Genomic DNA, 16,455 nt, shown 5'->3' with positions numbered 1-16,455 from the left:
GGGGTCTTGCCGCAGCGGGAGACCCCGATCAGGATGATGTCCGCCTCATCGTACTCCCTGGTGGTGATGCCATCGTCGTTGGCAAGTGCGAAGTTGACCGCCTCGATGCGATCGTCATAGAGCTTGCGGTTCTCCATGCCGTGGGTGCGGTGGAGGCGGGGCTCGGCTTTGACCCCCAGCTCCTGCTCCAGCGGGCTGACGAAGGTATTGAGAAAGTCGTGGCCGCACGCCTCCGATTTCAGTACCTCTTCCCGTACCAGCGGGTCGACGATGGTGTGAAACAGAATGGGGCGTACCCCGGTCTGGCGAAACTGTTCGTCGATCCGCATCCGTACCTGACGGGCTTTCTCCAGTGTCTCCACAAAGGGGATAGTGATCTGCTCGAAGGCCAGCGGAAACTGGCTCAGTACCGCGTGGCCGAACACTTCGGCGGTGATGGCGGTTCCGTCTGAAACATAAAATACGGTGTGCACGTAGGGCTCCTGTGATACCGCGGGTGGGGTCGCATGGGGTAAGGGGTGAGAAGTATCTCCCGAAACCATACCTGTTTTGTCAACCGGTCTGCTGTGCCCAAGTTGTGAAGTGGCTTGCAAACCTGAATCGTTATCTTTTTGTGTCGCCATTGTAGAATGTTCCGGTCATTCGGCTATCCCCAACGCTTGCTCGGGGATTTTTTTGAAAATCAGTAGAAAACGTTTTCATTGTCGTTGGCAACAAAAGAAACAGACAATAACGCACCTGACTTACCCATAACCTCATCGATTAAATCGGGCGCACGAGGTGCTATGGCATCGGTGCCCACCAACCTGGAGACATCCAAGTGCAACAGTACGTGCTCTGGTACGAACAACTCGGAATGCAGGACGTAGAACGAGTTGGCGGCAAGAACGCATCCCTTGGCGAGATGATCAGCAACCTCTCTGGCGCCGGCGTATCCGTGCCGGGGGGCTTTGCCACCACCGCCTTTGCGTTTAACGAGTTTCTGGAGTCAAGCGGCCTCAACGGCAAGATCCACCATCTGCTCGACAATCTGGACGTGGACGATATCGCCGCCCTCAACCGGGCCGGTCAGCAGATCCGCGACTGGGTGATCGAAGCCCCGTTCCAGCCCGAACTGGAGCAGGCTATCCGGGTTGCCTATGAAAAGTTGAGTGCCGGTGTCGAGGCCTCGTTTGCGGTGCGCTCCTCCGCCACCGCCGAGGATATGCCGGACGCCTCCTTTGCCGGTCAGCAGGAGACCTTCCTCAACGTACGTGGCATCGATGCCGTCATGACGGCGGTCAAGCATGTGTTTGCTTCCCTGTTCAACGATCGCGCCATCTCCTATCGGGTGCATCAGGGCTACGACCACAAGGGCGTTGCCCTCTCGGCCGGGGTACAGCGGATGGTGCGCTCGGATCTCGCCGCCTCCGGCGTCATGTTTACCCTGGATACCGAGTCCGGTTTCAACGACGTGGTCTTTATCACCGGTGCCCATGGTCTTGGCGAGATGGTGGTGCAGGGCGCGGTCAACCCGGATGAATTCTATGTGCACAAGCCGACCCTCAAGGGGGGCCGCCCGGCGGTGGTGCGCAAGACCCTCGGCTCCAAGCTTATCAAGATGACCTACTCGGACGATGCCGGTCACGGCCGTCAGGTGAAGATTGTCGACACCAATGAGGCCGAGCGTAGCCGCTTCTGCATCAGCGATGAGGAGGTGATGGCGCTGGCGAAACAGGCCCTCATCATTGAGCAGCACTATGGCCGCCCGATGGATATCGAGTGGGCCAAGGATGGTCAGGATGGCCAGCTCTATATCGTGCAGGCCCGCCCGGAAACCGTGCGCAGCCGTCAGGAGGCCAACACCCTCGAGCGTTTTGCCCTCAAGCAAGCGGGCAAGGTGTTGATCGAGGGGCGTGCTATCGGTCACAAGATTGGCGCGGGCCCGGCGCGGGTCATCTCCTCCATCAGCCAGATGGACGAAGTGCAGCCCGGCGATGTGCTGGTCACCGACATGACCGACCCGGACTGGGAGCCCATCATGAAGCGGGCCTCCGCCATCGTCACCAACCGGGGTGGCCGCACCTGTCACGCCGCCATTATCGCCCGCGAGCTGGGCATTCCGGCAGTGGTAGGCTGTGGCAACGCTACCGATCATATTCAGCCGGGCCAGCGGATCACCGTCTCCTGTGCGGAAGGGGATACCGGTTTTATCTATGACGGCGAGCTGGACTTCGACGTGGCGGTGACCGAGGTGGGCAATATGCCGCGCCTGCCCATCAAGATCATGATGAACGTCGGCAACCCGGACCGCGCTTTCGACTTTGCCCAGTTGCCCAATGCCGGGGTAGGGCTGGCGCGCCTTGAATTCATCATCAACCGGATGATCAGCGTGCACCCCAAGGCCTTGCTGGAGTTTGACCTGCAAACCCCAGAGCTGCAGGCCACCATCGGCAAGATGATCGCCGGTTACGACAGCCCGCGGGAGTTCTATGTGGCCAAGCTGACCGAGGGGATCGCCACTCTGGGGGCCGCCTTCTGGCCGGAGCGGGTGATCGTGCGGATGTCGGACTTCAAGTCCAACGAGTACGCCAATCTGGTGGGCGGTCGTGGCTACGAGCCCCACGAGGAGAACCCGATGATCGGTTTTCGTGGCGCATCCCGCTACATCGCCGACAGCTTCCGCACCTGCTTTGCACTCGAGTGCGAGGCGATCAAGCGGGTGCGTGATGTGATGGGGCTGACCAACGTCGAGGTGATGATCCCCTTCGTGCGCACCGTGGGCGAGGCGGAGCAGGTGATCGACATCCTGGCCGAGAACGGTCTGCGCCGTGGCGAGCGGGGGCTCAAGGTGATCATGATGTGCGAGATCCCGAGCAACGCCCTCTTGGCAGACAAGTTCCTCGAGCACGTTGACGGCTTCTCCATCGGCTCCAACGACATGACCCAGCTCACCCTTGGGCTGGATCGGGATTCCGGGCTGATTGCCCATCTGTTCGACGAGCGCAACGAGGCGGTCAAGGCACTGCTGTCGATGGCGATCCAGGCAGCGCGCAAGGCGGGCAAGTACGTGGGGATCTGCGGTCAGGGCCCATCTGATCATCCGGACTTCGCCGCCTGGCTGGTGGAGCAGGGGATCGATTCGGTGTCTCTCAACCCCGATACCGTGGTCGATACCTGGCTCTATCTGGCGGAGCAGCATGGTGCCAAGTAAGCCACTATCAAAATGAGCTGCACAGAAAGGGGGCCATAATGGCCCCCTTTGTTATTTGTCTGTCGCGACCTATTTCGGCTGCTGTTCGGCCCCCGACAGCTCGATCTGCACATTCACCCCTTCGCTCTTGAGCTTGGTGGCGATGGCGTTGAGATCGGTGCCCGATTTAGCCTCCAGCAGGGCGATACCACCACTGCTCTGCTTGAAGTTCAGGCCGTGGCGAGTCGCCAGCGCCTTGGCGCTGGCATCGTCAGCTTCCACCAGCAGGGTACCGCTTACAGTCAGCTCCGGGCTGGCGGCCCCTTGCATCAACACGTCACCGCGGCGCAGGGTCTGTTGCGGGACCTTGCTGTCAAGGCTGCGGGCGACCCGCCTCTTGCTGCCGTTGTCGGGAATGAGGTAGGTCTGGCCGTTCACCTCTATGGTGCTGTACTGCTTGCCATCCATGGTGACGGACTCCTGGGCGCAGAGCTGTCCCGAGAGGGGGGCCAGCAGGGTTGCCAGAAGCAAGGTAACAGGTTTGTTCATGGTAATACTCCTAGCGTGTTAGCTGCGGTTGGCATCGTGACCCAGGACCCGCAGGGACCATGAGATCAGCTTGCCCGGTTGGCGATTGTTGCGCTCGGTCAGGGTGGTACGCTCACGGGTTTCGCGATTGAGCAGAGAGACCTGACGGGTACCGTTGGCAACATCGGTTACTTCCAGTCGCCATGTGCCTTGCGCCGATTCGCCGTAGAACTTGTTGGATAGCATCCGCATGTCGCGCAATCCCTTGGTTCGCACAAAGCCCAGCTGCTGCTGGTCGAGAGATTGGCCGACCAGGCTGTTGAGGGGGCTCAGCAGGATGCTGCGGGTGCCGGCGGGGGAGACCAGTTCGATCAGCAGATCGGGCAGGCGCTGATGATCCAGACTCACCATCACCTGAACCGCTTCTACCGTCAATGGTGTGGCAATGCGGGTTGTCGAGCTGGTCGGGCTGTTGCCCACATCCGGGATGGCAGCGGTACTGCCGGTGACATTGATCTTCTGCCATGGCAGTTGTATCAGCGGGGGGAGGGGTTGGTGATTGGCTGCCAGCTCAAGGGCCTTGTTGACGTCGATCAGACCGAAACCGTAAGTCGGGCTGAACCACATGCCGGCGGCATTGCGCTCCCACCCTTCCAGCCCTTTCACATCGCGTACCTTGCCGGTGCTGCTGGTGTAGCTGACCATCACAGGTTTTTGTGTGGCATCGACCCGGGTTGCGCTGCGCGCCAGCAGATCCCGCAGGTCACGTACCGACAGATCCGGGTAGGCGGACATCAGCAGCGCCATGGCGCCGGAGGTGCTGGGGGTAGCGGAGGAGGTGCCGTTCATCACGCCGTTGTAGTCGCAGCTGGCATCCAGTTGCAGGTTGCCGTGCAGCCGGTTGGTGCTGGGATCGTCGGTGCGGTTGTAACCCATGTCGCAGCCGGGCAGATCCGTGGTCACCATCGCCGGAGCGTCGGTACCGTACTCGCCGCCGGTCGCGCTCAGGAAGATGTTGCTGCCGACGCTGGAGTAGGAGGATCTGACGCCATCGGCGTTGAGCGCGCTCACCACCAGGTTCCAGAAGTTGCTATTGGAGGGATCGAGGTTGCTGTTTTCAAACGGCAATTTGGGACCATTGCCGGTGCGGTTAAGCACATAGCCGCCCGCCGCTATCTTGTTGAAGCCGTTGCCGGCGGCCTTGATATAGGCCGCGCCCTGCGCCTTGAGGGTCTGCTGTTCAAACAGGCGATCAAGCTGGGATTGATCCAGAGAGTTGGCTGAGCGGGGATCCACCACACTCATGCCGTAGCTCTGGTTGAACACCCGGTTGTCGCGGCTGGCATCGCTGTCGCCAAGGGCGTAGAGCCAATCTTTCTGCAACTGCTGGCTGTTGTCATCCAGCAGGTTGAACCCCTGCAACTGGGCTCGCGGGGCAATCCCCTTGGTCCCGATGGCGTTGTCCACCGCTGCAATGATGCCGGAGACCGAGGTGCCGTGGGCCGAATCCGGATCGGTCGGTGTCGGGTCATCGCTACCGGTCACCACGTTTTTCGAACCCGGGCGCACGTTCTCCGCCAGATCCGGGTGGGCGATAGCCAAGCCATCATCCACCACGGCCACATTGACTCCCTGGCCCAGCACACCGGTGCGATGAGCCCACCAGAGGTTGAGATCATTGCCCGCTATGCCGCCACGGGCGCTGAATCCATCCTGACCGTTGTTGAGCAGATACCACTGCTGATCCTGCAGGGGATTGGCACCTGGCAGGCAGCGCTCGGTGCTGCTGCGTCCGATATCCATGCCGCTCTCCTTGCCGGTGAGCGGCGCACAACCTTCATTTGCCTGAACGAGCGCACTGGGCAGGGTCGACAGCAGTGCTGTGATCGCCAGTGCTAACGATGTTTGCTTCATTATTTTTTTAACTCCATCTTGGATCGCACTCATCCTGAGTGCGACGGAAATCTATACACGGGTGACAGGGGTTCAAAAAGAGCCATTTTCAAAAAACGTAATGAGGTTCAAAGAAATCCGATTCAGTTTGTGGTAGGTATTCCAATGACACTGGTTATGTGTTCTATTGAGAATGGTTCTCACAGCTCACTACTGATCTTTTTATCTGTAACTCACTCCTCTCGCGACTCTCCTTCGCCGCAGCCATCTCGATTCGGGGCAATCCCGAGGGGAGCTCGTGCGCTCTTGAACGTGAGTGGCATTGTTGTGTGTGCCAATGTGATACAGCTATGCATTCGGGGGTGACAGCAAGGGTGATGAGGTGGGACCAGCGGTTTATTGCTTGGCGGCGGTGGATGGCTCTGTTATGGTAATTGAAATAGCCGTTTGGATGGCTAGATTGCTGCAGTTTGAGGGGCGTCATCTCTGAGAGCCACCCCGCCGCAGTCCCATAGCTTGATGCGTACCTGACAGGGATTCCCTATGCCGTTTCGTTCGTTCTTATCTTCTCCTTTGACTGCTTCCTTGCGCGCCACTGCTGGCGCCAGCACCTTTATTGCCGCGATAGCGGTCGGGAGCCTCTCTTTTTCCGCGGTTGCCGCCGATGCGTCCTTGCCGACCAAACAGGAGATCGTGATTGGTACCACGGTGGGGGATTTTGCCGACATGGTGACCGATTCCATCAAGCCGCAGCTGGAGGCCAGGGGATACAAGGTCAAGCTGGTGGAGTTCACCGACTATGTGACGCCCAATATTGCTCTGGCTGACGGATCACTGGATGTGAATTGCTTCCAGCACAAACCCTATCTGGAGAGTTTTGCCAAAGATCGCGGCTTGTCGCTGGCGCCCATTACCCAGGTGCCAACCGGTCCGATGGGACTCTATTCCGGCAAGCTGGCAGCACTCGACAAGGTGAAAGAGGGGAGCACGGTGGCCATCCCCAACGATCCCACCAATCAGGCGCGGGCGCTGTTGATGCTGCAGGATCTTGGTTGGCTCACTCTCAAGGAGGGGATAAACCCGCTAAAAGCGAGCGAGTTTGATGTGGTGAACAATCCGCACAATCTCAAGCTGGTACTGCTGGAAGCCGCGCAGTTGCCCCGCTTGCGCGAGGATGTGGACTTCTCGGTGATCAACGGTAATTTTGCCGCCTCCAGCGGAATCCCGTTCAGTGAAGGACTGTTTCTGGAGCGCAGCTACGATTTTATCAACTGGGTGGTGGTGAAAAGCGCAGATGCGGATCAGCCTTTTGCCAAAGATGTGGCGGCGGCCTACAACTCGGCGGCTTTCAAAGCCTATGCAGCCAAGCGTTTCGTCGGCTACAAGTACCCGCAAGGGTGGGGTGGCTAACTGTCGTGAACGTGGCCCGGCTATACAACGAAAAACGCCCCGAATTCGGGGCGTTTTTTATGGTAGCAAGCCATTAACGGGCGCTTCACTGGTTGCGATAGAAGCGGTTCAGCTCGTTCATCACCTGGATCATGGCGCCCATATCCGGGGTGCCGTGCTTGATCGGGCGATAGCTGTTGCGCTCCAGCAGTTCGAAGTCACCCTGCTTGTTGAAGTGGGTGATGGTCTCCCCTTCATAGATGGCGAAGTCGTTCTGATCCCCGGCCAGCAGCCAGTTGCGCGGGTTGGTATCAAACAGCGAGCGGCCAACGCTGTAATCGCGCGCCGGATTGCGCACGCCCAGCATCCCCTGCATCAGGGTCGGCGCCAGATCGAAATGGCTGCTTGGTTGTTCCCGAACGTCACTGCCGCGCCCCGGCCAGGCCAGTACCAGCGGTACCTGCACCTGATAGGGTGAGTAGTTGCTGCCTGCGCCCCAGCTGTTGCTGCGGGTGTCGTTGAACTCCTGACCATGGTTGGAGGTGATCACGACGATGGTGTTGCTGTCCATCCCCTGCGACTGCAATTTGGTCAGCATCTGGTCAAGCAACTGGTCGGTATAGAAGACCGAGTTCTTGTAGCGGTTCTCCAGTTTTTGCAAGTTCTCCGCCCGATAGGCGGTCGCCGGATTGAAGTTGGCGAGCTCCGGTTGGAACGGCCCCTTCATGGTGGCGGGCAACTGGTAGTCGCCGGGGCTCGAGAGATAGACCAGCGAGAACCAGGGACGCTCGGGAGAGCGCTTCTCCAGCCACTGTTGCCAGTCGGTCAGCAGCTTGCCATCGTCACTCTGTTCGGAGACAAACACCTGTTTGCGCAGACCGGCGAGGATGCTCTTGCGATACTTCTGGGCATCTTCCATCGCGCCGAACAGCCCGAACTGGTAATCCTGACGCAGCATCTCGTCGAACAGCACCGGCGGACGCTTGTCGCTGCTGATGTCCTTGTAGTAGTGACCGGGCAACCCGTAGAAGAGGCTGAACATGCCCATCAGGTCGTCGTTGCCACCACTCAGGTGATTGCGGAACGTCAGATGCTGATCCGCATAGCGCTGCAGATTGGGCATGTTGATGTTGTTGAGCATGTCAAAACGCAATGAGTCGACCACCACAATAAGCAGATTGTTGTGAGTCAGGGGGGCGTTGACGTTGAGCGGGCGCAGCGGATAGTGCATCCGGCTGTCGCTGTTATCCCCCTGGGAAGCAGCCTGCTTCTCGTATTGATCCAGATCCAGCCAGCCATGTTTGGCCAGGAAGGAGCGGGCCGTCATGGGGTAGGAGAGGGGGAAGTTGGCTCTCTGCATGGTGATCGGCTGATAGAGGGTCGCATCCGCCCAGCTGTTGACCACGTGGGTCAGAATAAAGCAGATCAGCAGGGCCAGCCCCACCTGATTGCCGTACTGGCGGCGCTTGCGCTTGTTGATCTTGCGCCAGACATAGGCCGACAGCAGCAGTTGCAGCAGGAAGATGGTGGGCACGGCAACGAAGATGATGCTCCAGATTGAGCCCTCTTCGGTTTGCGCCTGATCCAGCAGCAACTGCCATACCTGACTGTTGAGGTGGAACTTGAACAGCCGGAATACCTGGGTGTCGATCAGCAGCAGCACCAGCGCCAGGGTAGCGATGATGGCCGAGATGAACCGCAACGACTTCTCCTTGGGCAGCACGAAGCTGAGCGGGAAGATCGTCAACAGGTAGGTGACAAAACTCAGAAACGAGAAGTGGCCAATCCAGCTTACAACGAGATAGATCACGCCAAGCGTGGTCGATGGCCAGCTGATGGCACCCAGATAACGGGTGGCGATGAGCATGGCCAGAATAATGTTGAAGAAGGAGAACCAATGCCCCCAGGTGATCAGGCGAGAGACATTATCACGATAGGGGTTACCGGTTTCGACCATAGTGATCCATCTGCGTTGAGAAACGTCAAATCAACAGAGTCGGGGACTCAGTGTGCGTCGTGGCGATTATCGACCGATGCGGTCAGGGCCTGGACAAACTTTTCAGTGATGGCCTGGCGCTGGGCCGGTGCCATACCGTTGATGATATTGGTGGTCAGATTGCCAAGCACCATAAGGCTGAGATCCACCGGCGCTTTATGCTTTTCCAGCGCGGTGATCAGGTCGTTCATCAGGGCGTCAAATTGCTCGTTATTGTACTTTGATACGATAGGCATAATCTTCAGTTCATCTCGGTTCAAAGCGCCTTATAATACTTCACCCTTTCGGCTAACACTATGGCTTTGTGACATGAGTCTCGATATCGACAAGATCATTCTTCACTCCTTGCGCCAGGGCGGCGATGGTCAACCCCACGCCGATACCCGCAGCCAGACCCTGCCCCCTGATGAGGCGGTACAGGGACTGATGGCGGAACTGCATCGGATCTACAACGGCAAGGGCGGCAAGGGCTTTGGCTTCTTTGCCGACCCCGAGGCCGCCATCGCCGAGCTGGCCGACGGTGAAGAGGCTCCCAAGCAGCCTTCACCCGCGTTTCGTATCGCCCTCGAACAGCTGCTCGACGAGCAGACCGAATTCGTTCCCTTCTCGGTCACCGTGACCCAGATGCTGGTCAAGCAGCTGGTGGAGCACGCCCTCGATGAGCAGGGGGTGCTGCTGTTTGCCAAATATAACTACGTCGGGGTCGATTATCTGCTGATTGCCCTGCTGGAGGGCAAGGAGAGCGTCACCGTCAGCGAAGCGCTGGAATTACGCCATATCCAGTATCTGGATATCGGCAAACTCAATCTGGTGGCCCGCATTGATTTGACCGAATGGAAAACCCAACCTGATTCGCGCCGCTATATCACCTTCAGCAAGGGGCGCATTGGTCGCAAACTGGGCGATTTCTTTATGGATCTGCTGGGTGCCCGCGAGGGCATGGATGCCAAGGTGCAAAATAAAGGCTTGCTGCAGGCGGTCGAAGATTATTGCGACAGTCGTCAGCTCGAACCGACCGAGCGCAATGACTATAAAAAGCAGGTCTTCAAATATTGCACCGAACAGGCGAGTGCCGGTGAAGAGATCGAAATCAAGGAGTTGTCTGCAGAATTGCCTGGCGACGGTGACCTCGATTTTTACAGCTTTATTGGTCAGGAGTATGAGCTGGAAGAGCGCTTCCCGGCGGATCGCTCTACTCTGCGTGGTTTGACCAAGTTTGTTGGCTCCGGCGGCGGTCTGACTCTGAGCTTTGAGCAGAAGCTGTTGAACAGCCGGATCTTTTACGACCCCCAGACCGACACCCTGACCATCAAGGGTGTGCCGCCCAATCTCAAGGAGCAGCTGCTGCGCCAGTCGTAGTCATGCTCCCGAGTGTGATCAACTCGTCATTTCTGGCAAAAAGAGACTCCGCCCCGGCGGGGTCTCTTTTTTTATTGCGCCCGGGCAGACCTCGAAACTGGCGCGGTACTTTGTTAACAAATCAAACAAAATAAATCACCTGAAAGGGTTTTCATTGAGGTGAAAACCCTTTCATTCATGAAATTTTATTTCATTTTGGTAATTGGTATTCTGTGATTGTCTGGAATTAAGCCGATAAATGGCCGTAATTCCCTGAAATAAGAAAATGTTTTCAAAACTTTCCGGAAGGAAATACGTAATTGCATTTCAAAAATGCGAGTTGCGTCATGTGAGCTGTTTACCGCTTGGGATAATATTCACCTCGCACACAATGCTCTTACAGCGCGGAACTAAAACAAGGAAAGGCTCATGAAAAAGAAATTGCTGTCATCCCTGATCGGTCTGGCCACTCTTGGCGTCGCTTGCTCTGCTACTGCAGCCATCGATGAAGGTCAGCTGACCATCTGGATCAACGGTGACAAGGGATACAACGGTCTGGCTGAAGTGGGTAAGAAGTTTGAAGCAGAAACCGGCATCAAGGTGACTGTGGCTCACCCGGATCAGGTTGAAGTGAAATTCCAGCAAGCCGCCGCCACTGGCAACGGCCCGGACATCTTCTTCTGGGCTCACGACCGTTACGGTGAGTGGGTCAAAGCCGGTTTGCTGGTTCCGGTAACGCCGAACGCTGCCACCAAAGGCAAATTTGAACCGCTGGCATGGGATGCCATGACTGTTGATGGCAAAACCTATGGTTACCCGGTTGCCATGGAAGCGGTCAGCCTGATCTATAACAAAGACCTTCTGCCCGAGCCGCCGAAAACTTTCGAAGAGATCGCCAAGATTGACGAGACTCTGAAGAAAAACGGCAAGCGCGCCATCATGTGGGCTTATGACACCCCGTACTTCAGCTACCCGCTGGTGGCTGCCAACGGTGGTTACGCCTTCAAGAAAACCGCTACCGGTTATGACGTTAAAGATACCGGCGTGAACAATGCGGGCGCCAAGATGGGCGTGGGTTACATCTCCGAGATGATCAAGTCCGGTCACCTGGAAAAAGGCATCGACTACGGTGTGATGGACGCCAAGTTCAATAAGGGCGAAGTGGCCATGATGATCAACGGTCCCTGGGCTTGGAGCAACCTGGACAAGAGCGGCATCAAGTACGGTGTAGCACCGCTGCCGACCTTGAATGGCAAACCGGCTAAAGCCTTCGTTGGCGTACTGGGTGCCACCATCAACGCCGCCAGCCCGAACAAGGATCTGGCCATCGAGTTCCTGGAAAACTACCTGTTGACCGATGCCGGTCTGGCGCCGGTTAACGCCGACAAGCCGCTGGGTGCAGTCGCGCTGAAATCCTTCCAGAAGACCCTGGAATCCGATCCGCACATCAAGGCCACCATGCTGAACGCCCAGGCTGGCGAGCCGATGCCGTCCGTTCCCGAGATGAGCCGTTTCTGGTCCTCCTTCGAAACAGCCCTCAAGAACGTGACCTCCGGTCGTCAAAGTGTTGATGAAGCACTGGATACCGCTGCCAAGCGTATCGTTCAGTAAGCTTGCACCACCCGGGAGGCCGCAATGGCCTCCCACTCTCTCAAATCTCTCTTGGCGTTATAAAGGTTAATTGGCATGGAAGTAGTACCTTCTGTTGAGTCCTATGCCGGTCCGAAGGATAAGCACACCTGGCTTAAGTGGACCATCGCGGCCCTGGTCGCCATCCTCAACGGCTATGCAGCCGTGATGATGTACGCCAGTGGCGAGTGGGTATTCGCGCTGCTGGATCTGGTGGTGGTATCCGTCGGTCTGTATGTCTTCATGAACAAGAAGACCTATGCCCATCGCTACATCTTTCCGGGTGTCGCGGGCATGGTTGTATTTATCATCTTCCCTCTTGCCTACACCATTGGCATTGCCTTCACCAACTATTCGGGATCCAACTTGCTCTCCATTGAGCAGGCGCGGGACTACCATCTGAAGAAAACCTACAAGGTGGCGGGCGGTGAATTCGATTTTACCCTGCTGGGTGGCGACAACGGCCAGTTCCAACTGCTGCTGACACAGGAGCAGCAATCCTATCTCAGTCAACCGCTGGCTCTGATGAACAACAAGGCTCGCGAGTTGGCAGTGCGTGAGGGTAGGGTTCAGAACCTTGCCCAGGAAGTCCGGCTCGAGCCCGTTACCGGCGACGTCACCGGTAAAGCGGCACCGATCCGCGCCATCGTTGACCATCGCACCCATCTGAGCGCGCTCGATCTGGTGCTGCCTGATGGTACCACTCATCTGACCCTGAGCAGCCTGCGCAAGTTTGCCGCCCAGAAGCAACAGTACAGCCGTCTGACGGATGGCGCCGTGCTCAAGTCCGGCGTGGTGATCAAAGACAGCAACCTGCTGCGTGATACCCAGAATGGCGAGCTGATGCTGCCCAATGGCGAGACCGGCTTCTATCAGTACATCGACGAACAGGGTCAGTTTGTCGGCAAGGGGATTGCTCCGGGCTTTGTGGTGAGCGTCGGTTGGAAGAACTTCGCGCGCATCGTCACCGATCCGGGCATCCAGTCACCCTTCTTGCAGATCTTCATCTGGACCGTGATCTTCTCAACCTGCTCCGTCGCTTTCACCCTGGCTATCGGCATGGTGCTGGCCTGTCTGGTGCAGTGGGAAGAGCTCAAGGGGCGCGGTTTCTATCGGGTCATGTTGATCCTGCCCTATGCGATCCCGGCGTTTATCTCCATCCTGGTGTTCAAGGGGTTGTTCAACCAGAACTTCGGTGAGATCAACATGTTCCTGGAAGCGGCGTTTGGCATCAAGCCGGACTGGTATACCAACCCCTTCCTGGCCAAGGTGATGATCCTGATTGTCAACACCTGGCTCGGCTACCCCTACATGATGATCCTCTGCATGGGCCTGCTCAAAGCCATTCCGGAAGATCTCTATGAAGCGTCCGCCATGGACGGTGCTGGCCCGGTACAGAACTTCTTCAAGATCACCGTGCCGCTGCTGATGAAGCCGCTGACACCGCTGTTGATTGCCTCGTTTGCCTTCAACTTCAACAACTTCGTGCTTATCCAGTTGTTGACCAACGGTGCGCCCGACATCATCGGCGCCAGCACTCCGGCCGGTACCACCGACTTGCTGGTGAGTTATACCTACCGGATTGCGTTCCAGGGATCGGGTGGTCAGGACTACGGTCTGGCCAGTGCCATCGCCACAGCTATCTTCCTCATCGTAGGTGCGCTGGCGCTGCTCAACCTGAAATTGTCCAAAGCCGACAAGCAGCTGTAAGGAGGCTTCAACATGGCAATCGTACAACCCAAATCAGTCAAATACCGGGTGTGGGCAACCCACTTGGTCATGTGGGGCTTCCTGGCGCTGATCATCTTCCCGTTGATCATGGTTATCGCCATCTCGTTCCGTAACGGTAACTTCGCGGTAGGGGAGATCATCCCCTCTAATCCGACGCTGGATCACTGGAAGCTGGCGCTGGGCATGTCCATCACCAACGCCGACGGCAGCATCACGCCGCCGCCGTTCCCGGTGCTGACCTGGTTGTGGAACTCCATCAAGATCGCCGGCATCACTGCCCTGATGATCGTGACGCTCTCCACCACCTGTGCTTACGCCTTTGCCCGCCTGCGTTTTCGTGGCAAGTCCACCATCCTGCAGGGTATGCTGATTTTCCAGATGTTCCCGGCAGTGCTGGCACTGGTAGCCATCTACGCGCTCTTTAACAAGATTGGTGACTACATCCCTTGGCTGGGTCTCAACACCCACGGTGGCCTGATCCTGGCGTACATGGGGGGGATTGCCCTCCACGTCTGGACCATCAAGGGCTATTTCGAGACCATCGACTCCTCCCTGGAGGAGGCTGCGGCTATCGACGGTGCAACCCCGTGGCAGGCATTCCGTCTGATCCTGTTGCCTCTGTCGGTGCCCATCCTGGCGGTAGTGTTTATTCTGGCCTTTATCGGTTCCATTACCGAGGTGCCCATGGCCTCCATCCTGCTGCAGGATGTGAACAATCTGACCCTTGCGGTCGGGGCCCAGCAGTACCTCTATCCGCAGAACTATCTGTGGGGTGATTTCGCGGCGGCCGCAGTGCTCTCCGGTTTCCCCATCACAGTGGTCTTCCTGCTGGCACAGCGCTGGTTGGTTGGCGGTCTGACTGCTGGTGGTGTGAAAGGTTAAGTTTATGGCCGGGGGAGCTGACTCCCCCCGCTATCACGATTTGCAAAGATTCAAGAGCGGAGCTCGTCATGGCTGAAGTAGTACTCAACAACGTTCGCAAAAATTACGATCCGGCTGTTCACAAGGACACCCTGCGCAACATCAACCTCTCCATCAAGGAGGGCGAATTCATTGTCTTCGTCGGCCCGTCCGGCTGTGGCAAATCCACCCTGCTGCGGATGATCGCGGGTCTGGAAGACATCACCAGCGGTGAGCTGACCATCGGTGGTCGCTACATGAACGACGTGCCGCCGGTAGAGCGCAACGTGGGCATGGTGTTCCAGTCCTACGCCCTTTATCCGCACATGAACATCTACGAGAACATGGCCTTTGGTCTGAAGCTCAAGAAGATGGACAAGGAGAACATCCACAAGCGGGTGATGCGCGCCGCCGAGATCCTGGGTCTTGAGCCGCTGCTGGACAGAAAGCCCAAGGCGCTCTCCGGTGGTCAGCGTCAGCGTGTCGCTATCGGTCGCTCCATCGTGCAGCAGCCGCAGGTGTTCCTGTTTGACGAGCCGCTCTCCAACCTGGATGCCGCGCTGCGGGTCAAGATGCGGATCGAGATCGCCAAGCTGCACAAAGAGCTTAACTCCACCATCATCTACGTGACCCACGATCAGGTGGAAGCGATGACCCTGGCCGACAAGATTGTGGTGCTGAGCCCGCTCAAGGCCGAGGCTGCTACCAACCTGGAGCAGTTCGGTTCACCGCTGGATCTCTACCACAACCCGGACAACAAGTTCGTGGCGGGCTTTATCGGCTCTCCCAAGATGAACTTCCTGGCGGGCGAGCTGCTGGAGATTGGCGAGCAGGAGTGCCTGGTCAAGTTGACCTCTGGCGATACCGTGCGTGCCCGGGTCGATGCCCGCAGTGGCGCTGTGGGTGACAAGGTGGAGCTGGGCATTCGCCCCGAGCACCTGATGCCGCTGGATCACCCCCATGCGCACAGCAAGGTGAGCGGGATCGTGCAGGTGGCCGAGCACCTGGGTGCCGAGTCATTCGTTTATATGGATGTGGATGGCCACGACTTTACCGTCAAGGCCACCTCGGATGTGGATGTGGCGACCGGTCAAACCTACAGCGTGGGTATCCCGGCCGAAGCCTGCTACCTGTTCGATGTCAAGGAGCAGGCGTTCCCCCGTACAGCCAAATATATCCGTACCTGATTTTTTGTTGTGCCGGTTTTCCTTTCTTAATAATCAATGCCTTTTGCCGGTCGTCAGACCGGCTTTTTATTGCCTGCGATTTGAACATGCAGATAGGCAAGGTAACCCGGTTCAAGCCTCGAGTTCGGCGGTAATATCGGGCACAAAGGTCTGGCTGGCCAGCGGCGGGCGCTCATACCCTTCGGTCTTGATGGGGGGGAGCTTGATGGGCTCGTAGTGGATCGCCTCGTAGGGCACCTTGCTCAGCAGATGGGCGATGCAGTTGAGGCGGGCACGGCGCTTGTCGTCCGCCTCCACCACGAACCAGGGGCAATCCTCGGTGTCGGTGTAGGTGAACATGTCATCCTTGGCGCGGGAGTATTCCACCCAGCGCGAGCGGGACTGCAAATCCATCGGGCTGAACTTCCAGCGCTTGATGGGGGTGTTGATCCGCTCCTTGAAGCGCTTCTCCTGCTCCTCATCGCTGACCGAGAACCAGTATTTGATCAAGGTGATGCCGGAGCGGATCAGCATCCGCTCAAACTCGGGGCAGGCGCGCAGAAACTCGCGATACTCGGCGTCGCTGCAAAATCCCATCACCCGCTCGACTCCGGCCCGGTTGTACCAGGAGCGGTCAAACAGCACCATTTCGCCAGCGGCGGGCAGGTGGGCCACATAACGCTGAAAGTACCACTGGGAGCGCTCCCGATCGG

At 57.8% G+C, this 16,455-nt stretch carries 13 protein-coding genes; 7 read left to right on the top strand and 6 right to left on the bottom strand.

All coding sequences use genetic code 11. The features are described 5' to 3' along the window. Positions 1-473, bottom strand: a 473-nt coding sequence (locus AB5Y92_RS08225; protein ID WP_368226431.1) for a kinase/pyrophosphorylase, incomplete at its 3' end; no start/stop codon positions are given. A 347-nt stretch (positions 474-820) separates the two neighbouring features. Between AB5Y92_RS08225 and ppsA the strand changes: the two genes are divergently transcribed. Further along, entirely contained in the window at positions 821-3,193 is a 2,373-nt protein-coding gene (ppsA, locus tag AB5Y92_RS08220; RefSeq protein ID WP_368226429.1) for a phosphoenolpyruvate synthase, read from the top strand. 69 nt (positions 3,194-3,262) lie between these two features. Here the strand turns inward: ppsA and AB5Y92_RS08215 are convergent, their stop codons facing one another. Together AB5Y92_RS08215 and AB5Y92_RS08210 are read right to left on the bottom strand one after the other, a co-directional pair. Continuing rightward, positions 3,263-3,721, bottom strand: a complete 459-nt coding sequence (locus AB5Y92_RS08215) for a hypothetical protein (RefSeq protein ID WP_194494532.1) — start codon at positions 3,719-3,721, stop codon at positions 3,263-3,265. An 18-nt stretch (positions 3,722-3,739) separates the two neighbouring features. Continuing rightward, the gene (locus tag AB5Y92_RS08210) at positions 3,740-5,614 is read right to left on the bottom strand and encodes a S8 family serine peptidase (RefSeq protein WP_368226428.1); all 1,875 of its coding nucleotides are present in this window, start codon (positions 5,612-5,614) and stop codon (positions 3,740-3,742) included. Positions 5,615-6,136: 522 nt separating this feature from the next. On the opposite strand from AB5Y92_RS08210, the gene AB5Y92_RS08205 reads away from it, so the two are divergent. Then, complete coding sequence (locus AB5Y92_RS08205; protein ID WP_234898474.1) at positions 6,137-7,003, top strand: MetQ/NlpA family ABC transporter substrate-binding protein; 867 nt, start codon at positions 6,137-6,139, stop codon at positions 7,001-7,003. Positions 7,004-7,088: 85 nt separating this feature from the next. Here the strand turns inward: AB5Y92_RS08205 and AB5Y92_RS08200 are convergent, their stop codons facing one another. Together AB5Y92_RS08200 and AB5Y92_RS08195 are read right to left on the bottom strand one after the other, a co-directional pair. Then, positions 7,089-8,939: a DUF3413 domain-containing protein gene (locus AB5Y92_RS08200; RefSeq protein ID WP_368226426.1), complete on the bottom strand. Its 1,851-nt coding sequence runs from the start codon at positions 8,937-8,939 to the stop codon at positions 7,089-7,091. 47 nt (positions 8,940-8,986) lie between these two features. Then, on the bottom strand, positions 8,987-9,214 hold the full coding sequence (locus tag AB5Y92_RS08195) for a YejL family protein (RefSeq protein ID WP_005333874.1): 228 nt from the start codon (positions 9,212-9,214) through the stop codon (positions 8,987-8,989). Between the two features lie 73 nt (positions 9,215-9,287). Here AB5Y92_RS08195 and yejK point away from each other — a divergent pair, with 73 nt between their 5' ends. From yejK to AB5Y92_RS08170, 5 genes are all read left to right on the top strand, one after another. Further along, positions 9,288-10,337, top strand: a complete 1,050-nt coding sequence (gene yejK / locus AB5Y92_RS08190) for a nucleoid-associated protein YejK (protein WP_368226424.1) — start codon at positions 9,288-9,290, stop codon at positions 10,335-10,337. A gap of 408 nt (positions 10,338-10,745) precedes the next feature. After that, positions 10,746-11,927, top strand: a complete 1,182-nt coding sequence (malE, locus tag AB5Y92_RS08185; protein ID WP_164537074.1) for a maltose/maltodextrin ABC transporter substrate-binding protein MalE — start codon at positions 10,746-10,748, stop codon at positions 11,925-11,927. Positions 11,928-12,002: 75 nt separating this feature from the next. After that, positions 12,003-13,655 (top strand): maltose ABC transporter permease MalF, encoded by a 1,653-nt coding sequence (gene malF / locus AB5Y92_RS08180; RefSeq protein WP_368226422.1) that lies wholly within the window; start codon positions 12,003-12,005, stop codon positions 13,653-13,655. Positions 13,656-13,667: 12 nt separating this feature from the next. After that, positions 13,668-14,558, top strand: coding sequence for a maltose ABC transporter permease MalG (malG, locus tag AB5Y92_RS08175; protein WP_005333868.1), 891 nt, complete (start codon positions 13,668-13,670; stop codon positions 14,556-14,558). A gap of 68 nt (positions 14,559-14,626) precedes the next feature. Next, on the top strand, positions 14,627-15,763 hold the full coding sequence (locus tag AB5Y92_RS08170) for an ABC transporter ATP-binding protein (RefSeq protein ID WP_236294391.1): 1,137 nt from the start codon (positions 14,627-14,629) through the stop codon (positions 15,761-15,763). 111 nt (positions 15,764-15,874) lie between these two features. Here AB5Y92_RS08170 and AB5Y92_RS08165 read toward each other — a convergent pair. Beyond that, positions 15,875-16,455 (bottom strand): polyphosphate kinase 2 (locus tag AB5Y92_RS08165; RefSeq protein WP_368226420.1); only part of this gene is annotated, 581 nt, incomplete at its 5' end.

The sequence above is a fragment of the Aeromonas sp. R1-1 genome, assembly GCF_040908495.1.
Taxonomy (GTDB): domain Bacteria; phylum Pseudomonadota; class Gammaproteobacteria; order Enterobacterales; family Aeromonadaceae; genus Aeromonas; species Aeromonas veronii.
This window is presented reverse-complemented; position numbering and strand designations above follow the sequence as displayed.

Coding starts and splice junctions, on each gene's coding strand:
- AB5Y92_RS08215 (WP_194494532.1), bottom strand. CDS start 3,721: ATGAACAAACCTGTTACCTTGCTTCTGGCAACCCTGCTGGCCCCCCTC.
- malG (WP_005333868.1), top strand. CDS start 13,668: ATGGCAATCGTACAACCCAAATCAGTCAAATACCGGGTGTGGGCAACC.
- AB5Y92_RS08205 (WP_234898474.1), top strand. CDS start 6,137: ATGCCGTTTCGTTCGTTCTTATCTTCTCCTTTGACTGCTTCCTTGCGC.
- yejK (WP_368226424.1), top strand. CDS start 9,288: ATGAGTCTCGATATCGACAAGATCATTCTTCACTCCTTGCGCCAGGGC.
- AB5Y92_RS08195 (WP_005333874.1), bottom strand. CDS start 9,214: ATGCCTATCGTATCAAAGTACAATAACGAGCAATTTGACGCCCTGATG.
- malF (WP_368226422.1), top strand. CDS start 12,003: ATGGAAGTAGTACCTTCTGTTGAGTCCTATGCCGGTCCGAAGGATAAG.
- AB5Y92_RS08200 (WP_368226426.1), bottom strand. CDS start 8,939: ATGGTCGAAACCGGTAACCCCTATCGTGATAATGTCTCTCGCCTGATC.
- AB5Y92_RS08170 (WP_236294391.1), top strand. CDS start 14,627: ATGGCTGAAGTAGTACTCAACAACGTTCGCAAAAATTACGATCCGGCT.
- AB5Y92_RS08210 (WP_368226428.1), bottom strand. CDS start 5,614: ATGAAGCAAACATCGTTAGCACTGGCGATCACAGCACTGCTGTCGACC.
- malE (WP_164537074.1), top strand. CDS start 10,746: ATGAAAAAGAAATTGCTGTCATCCCTGATCGGTCTGGCCACTCTTGGC.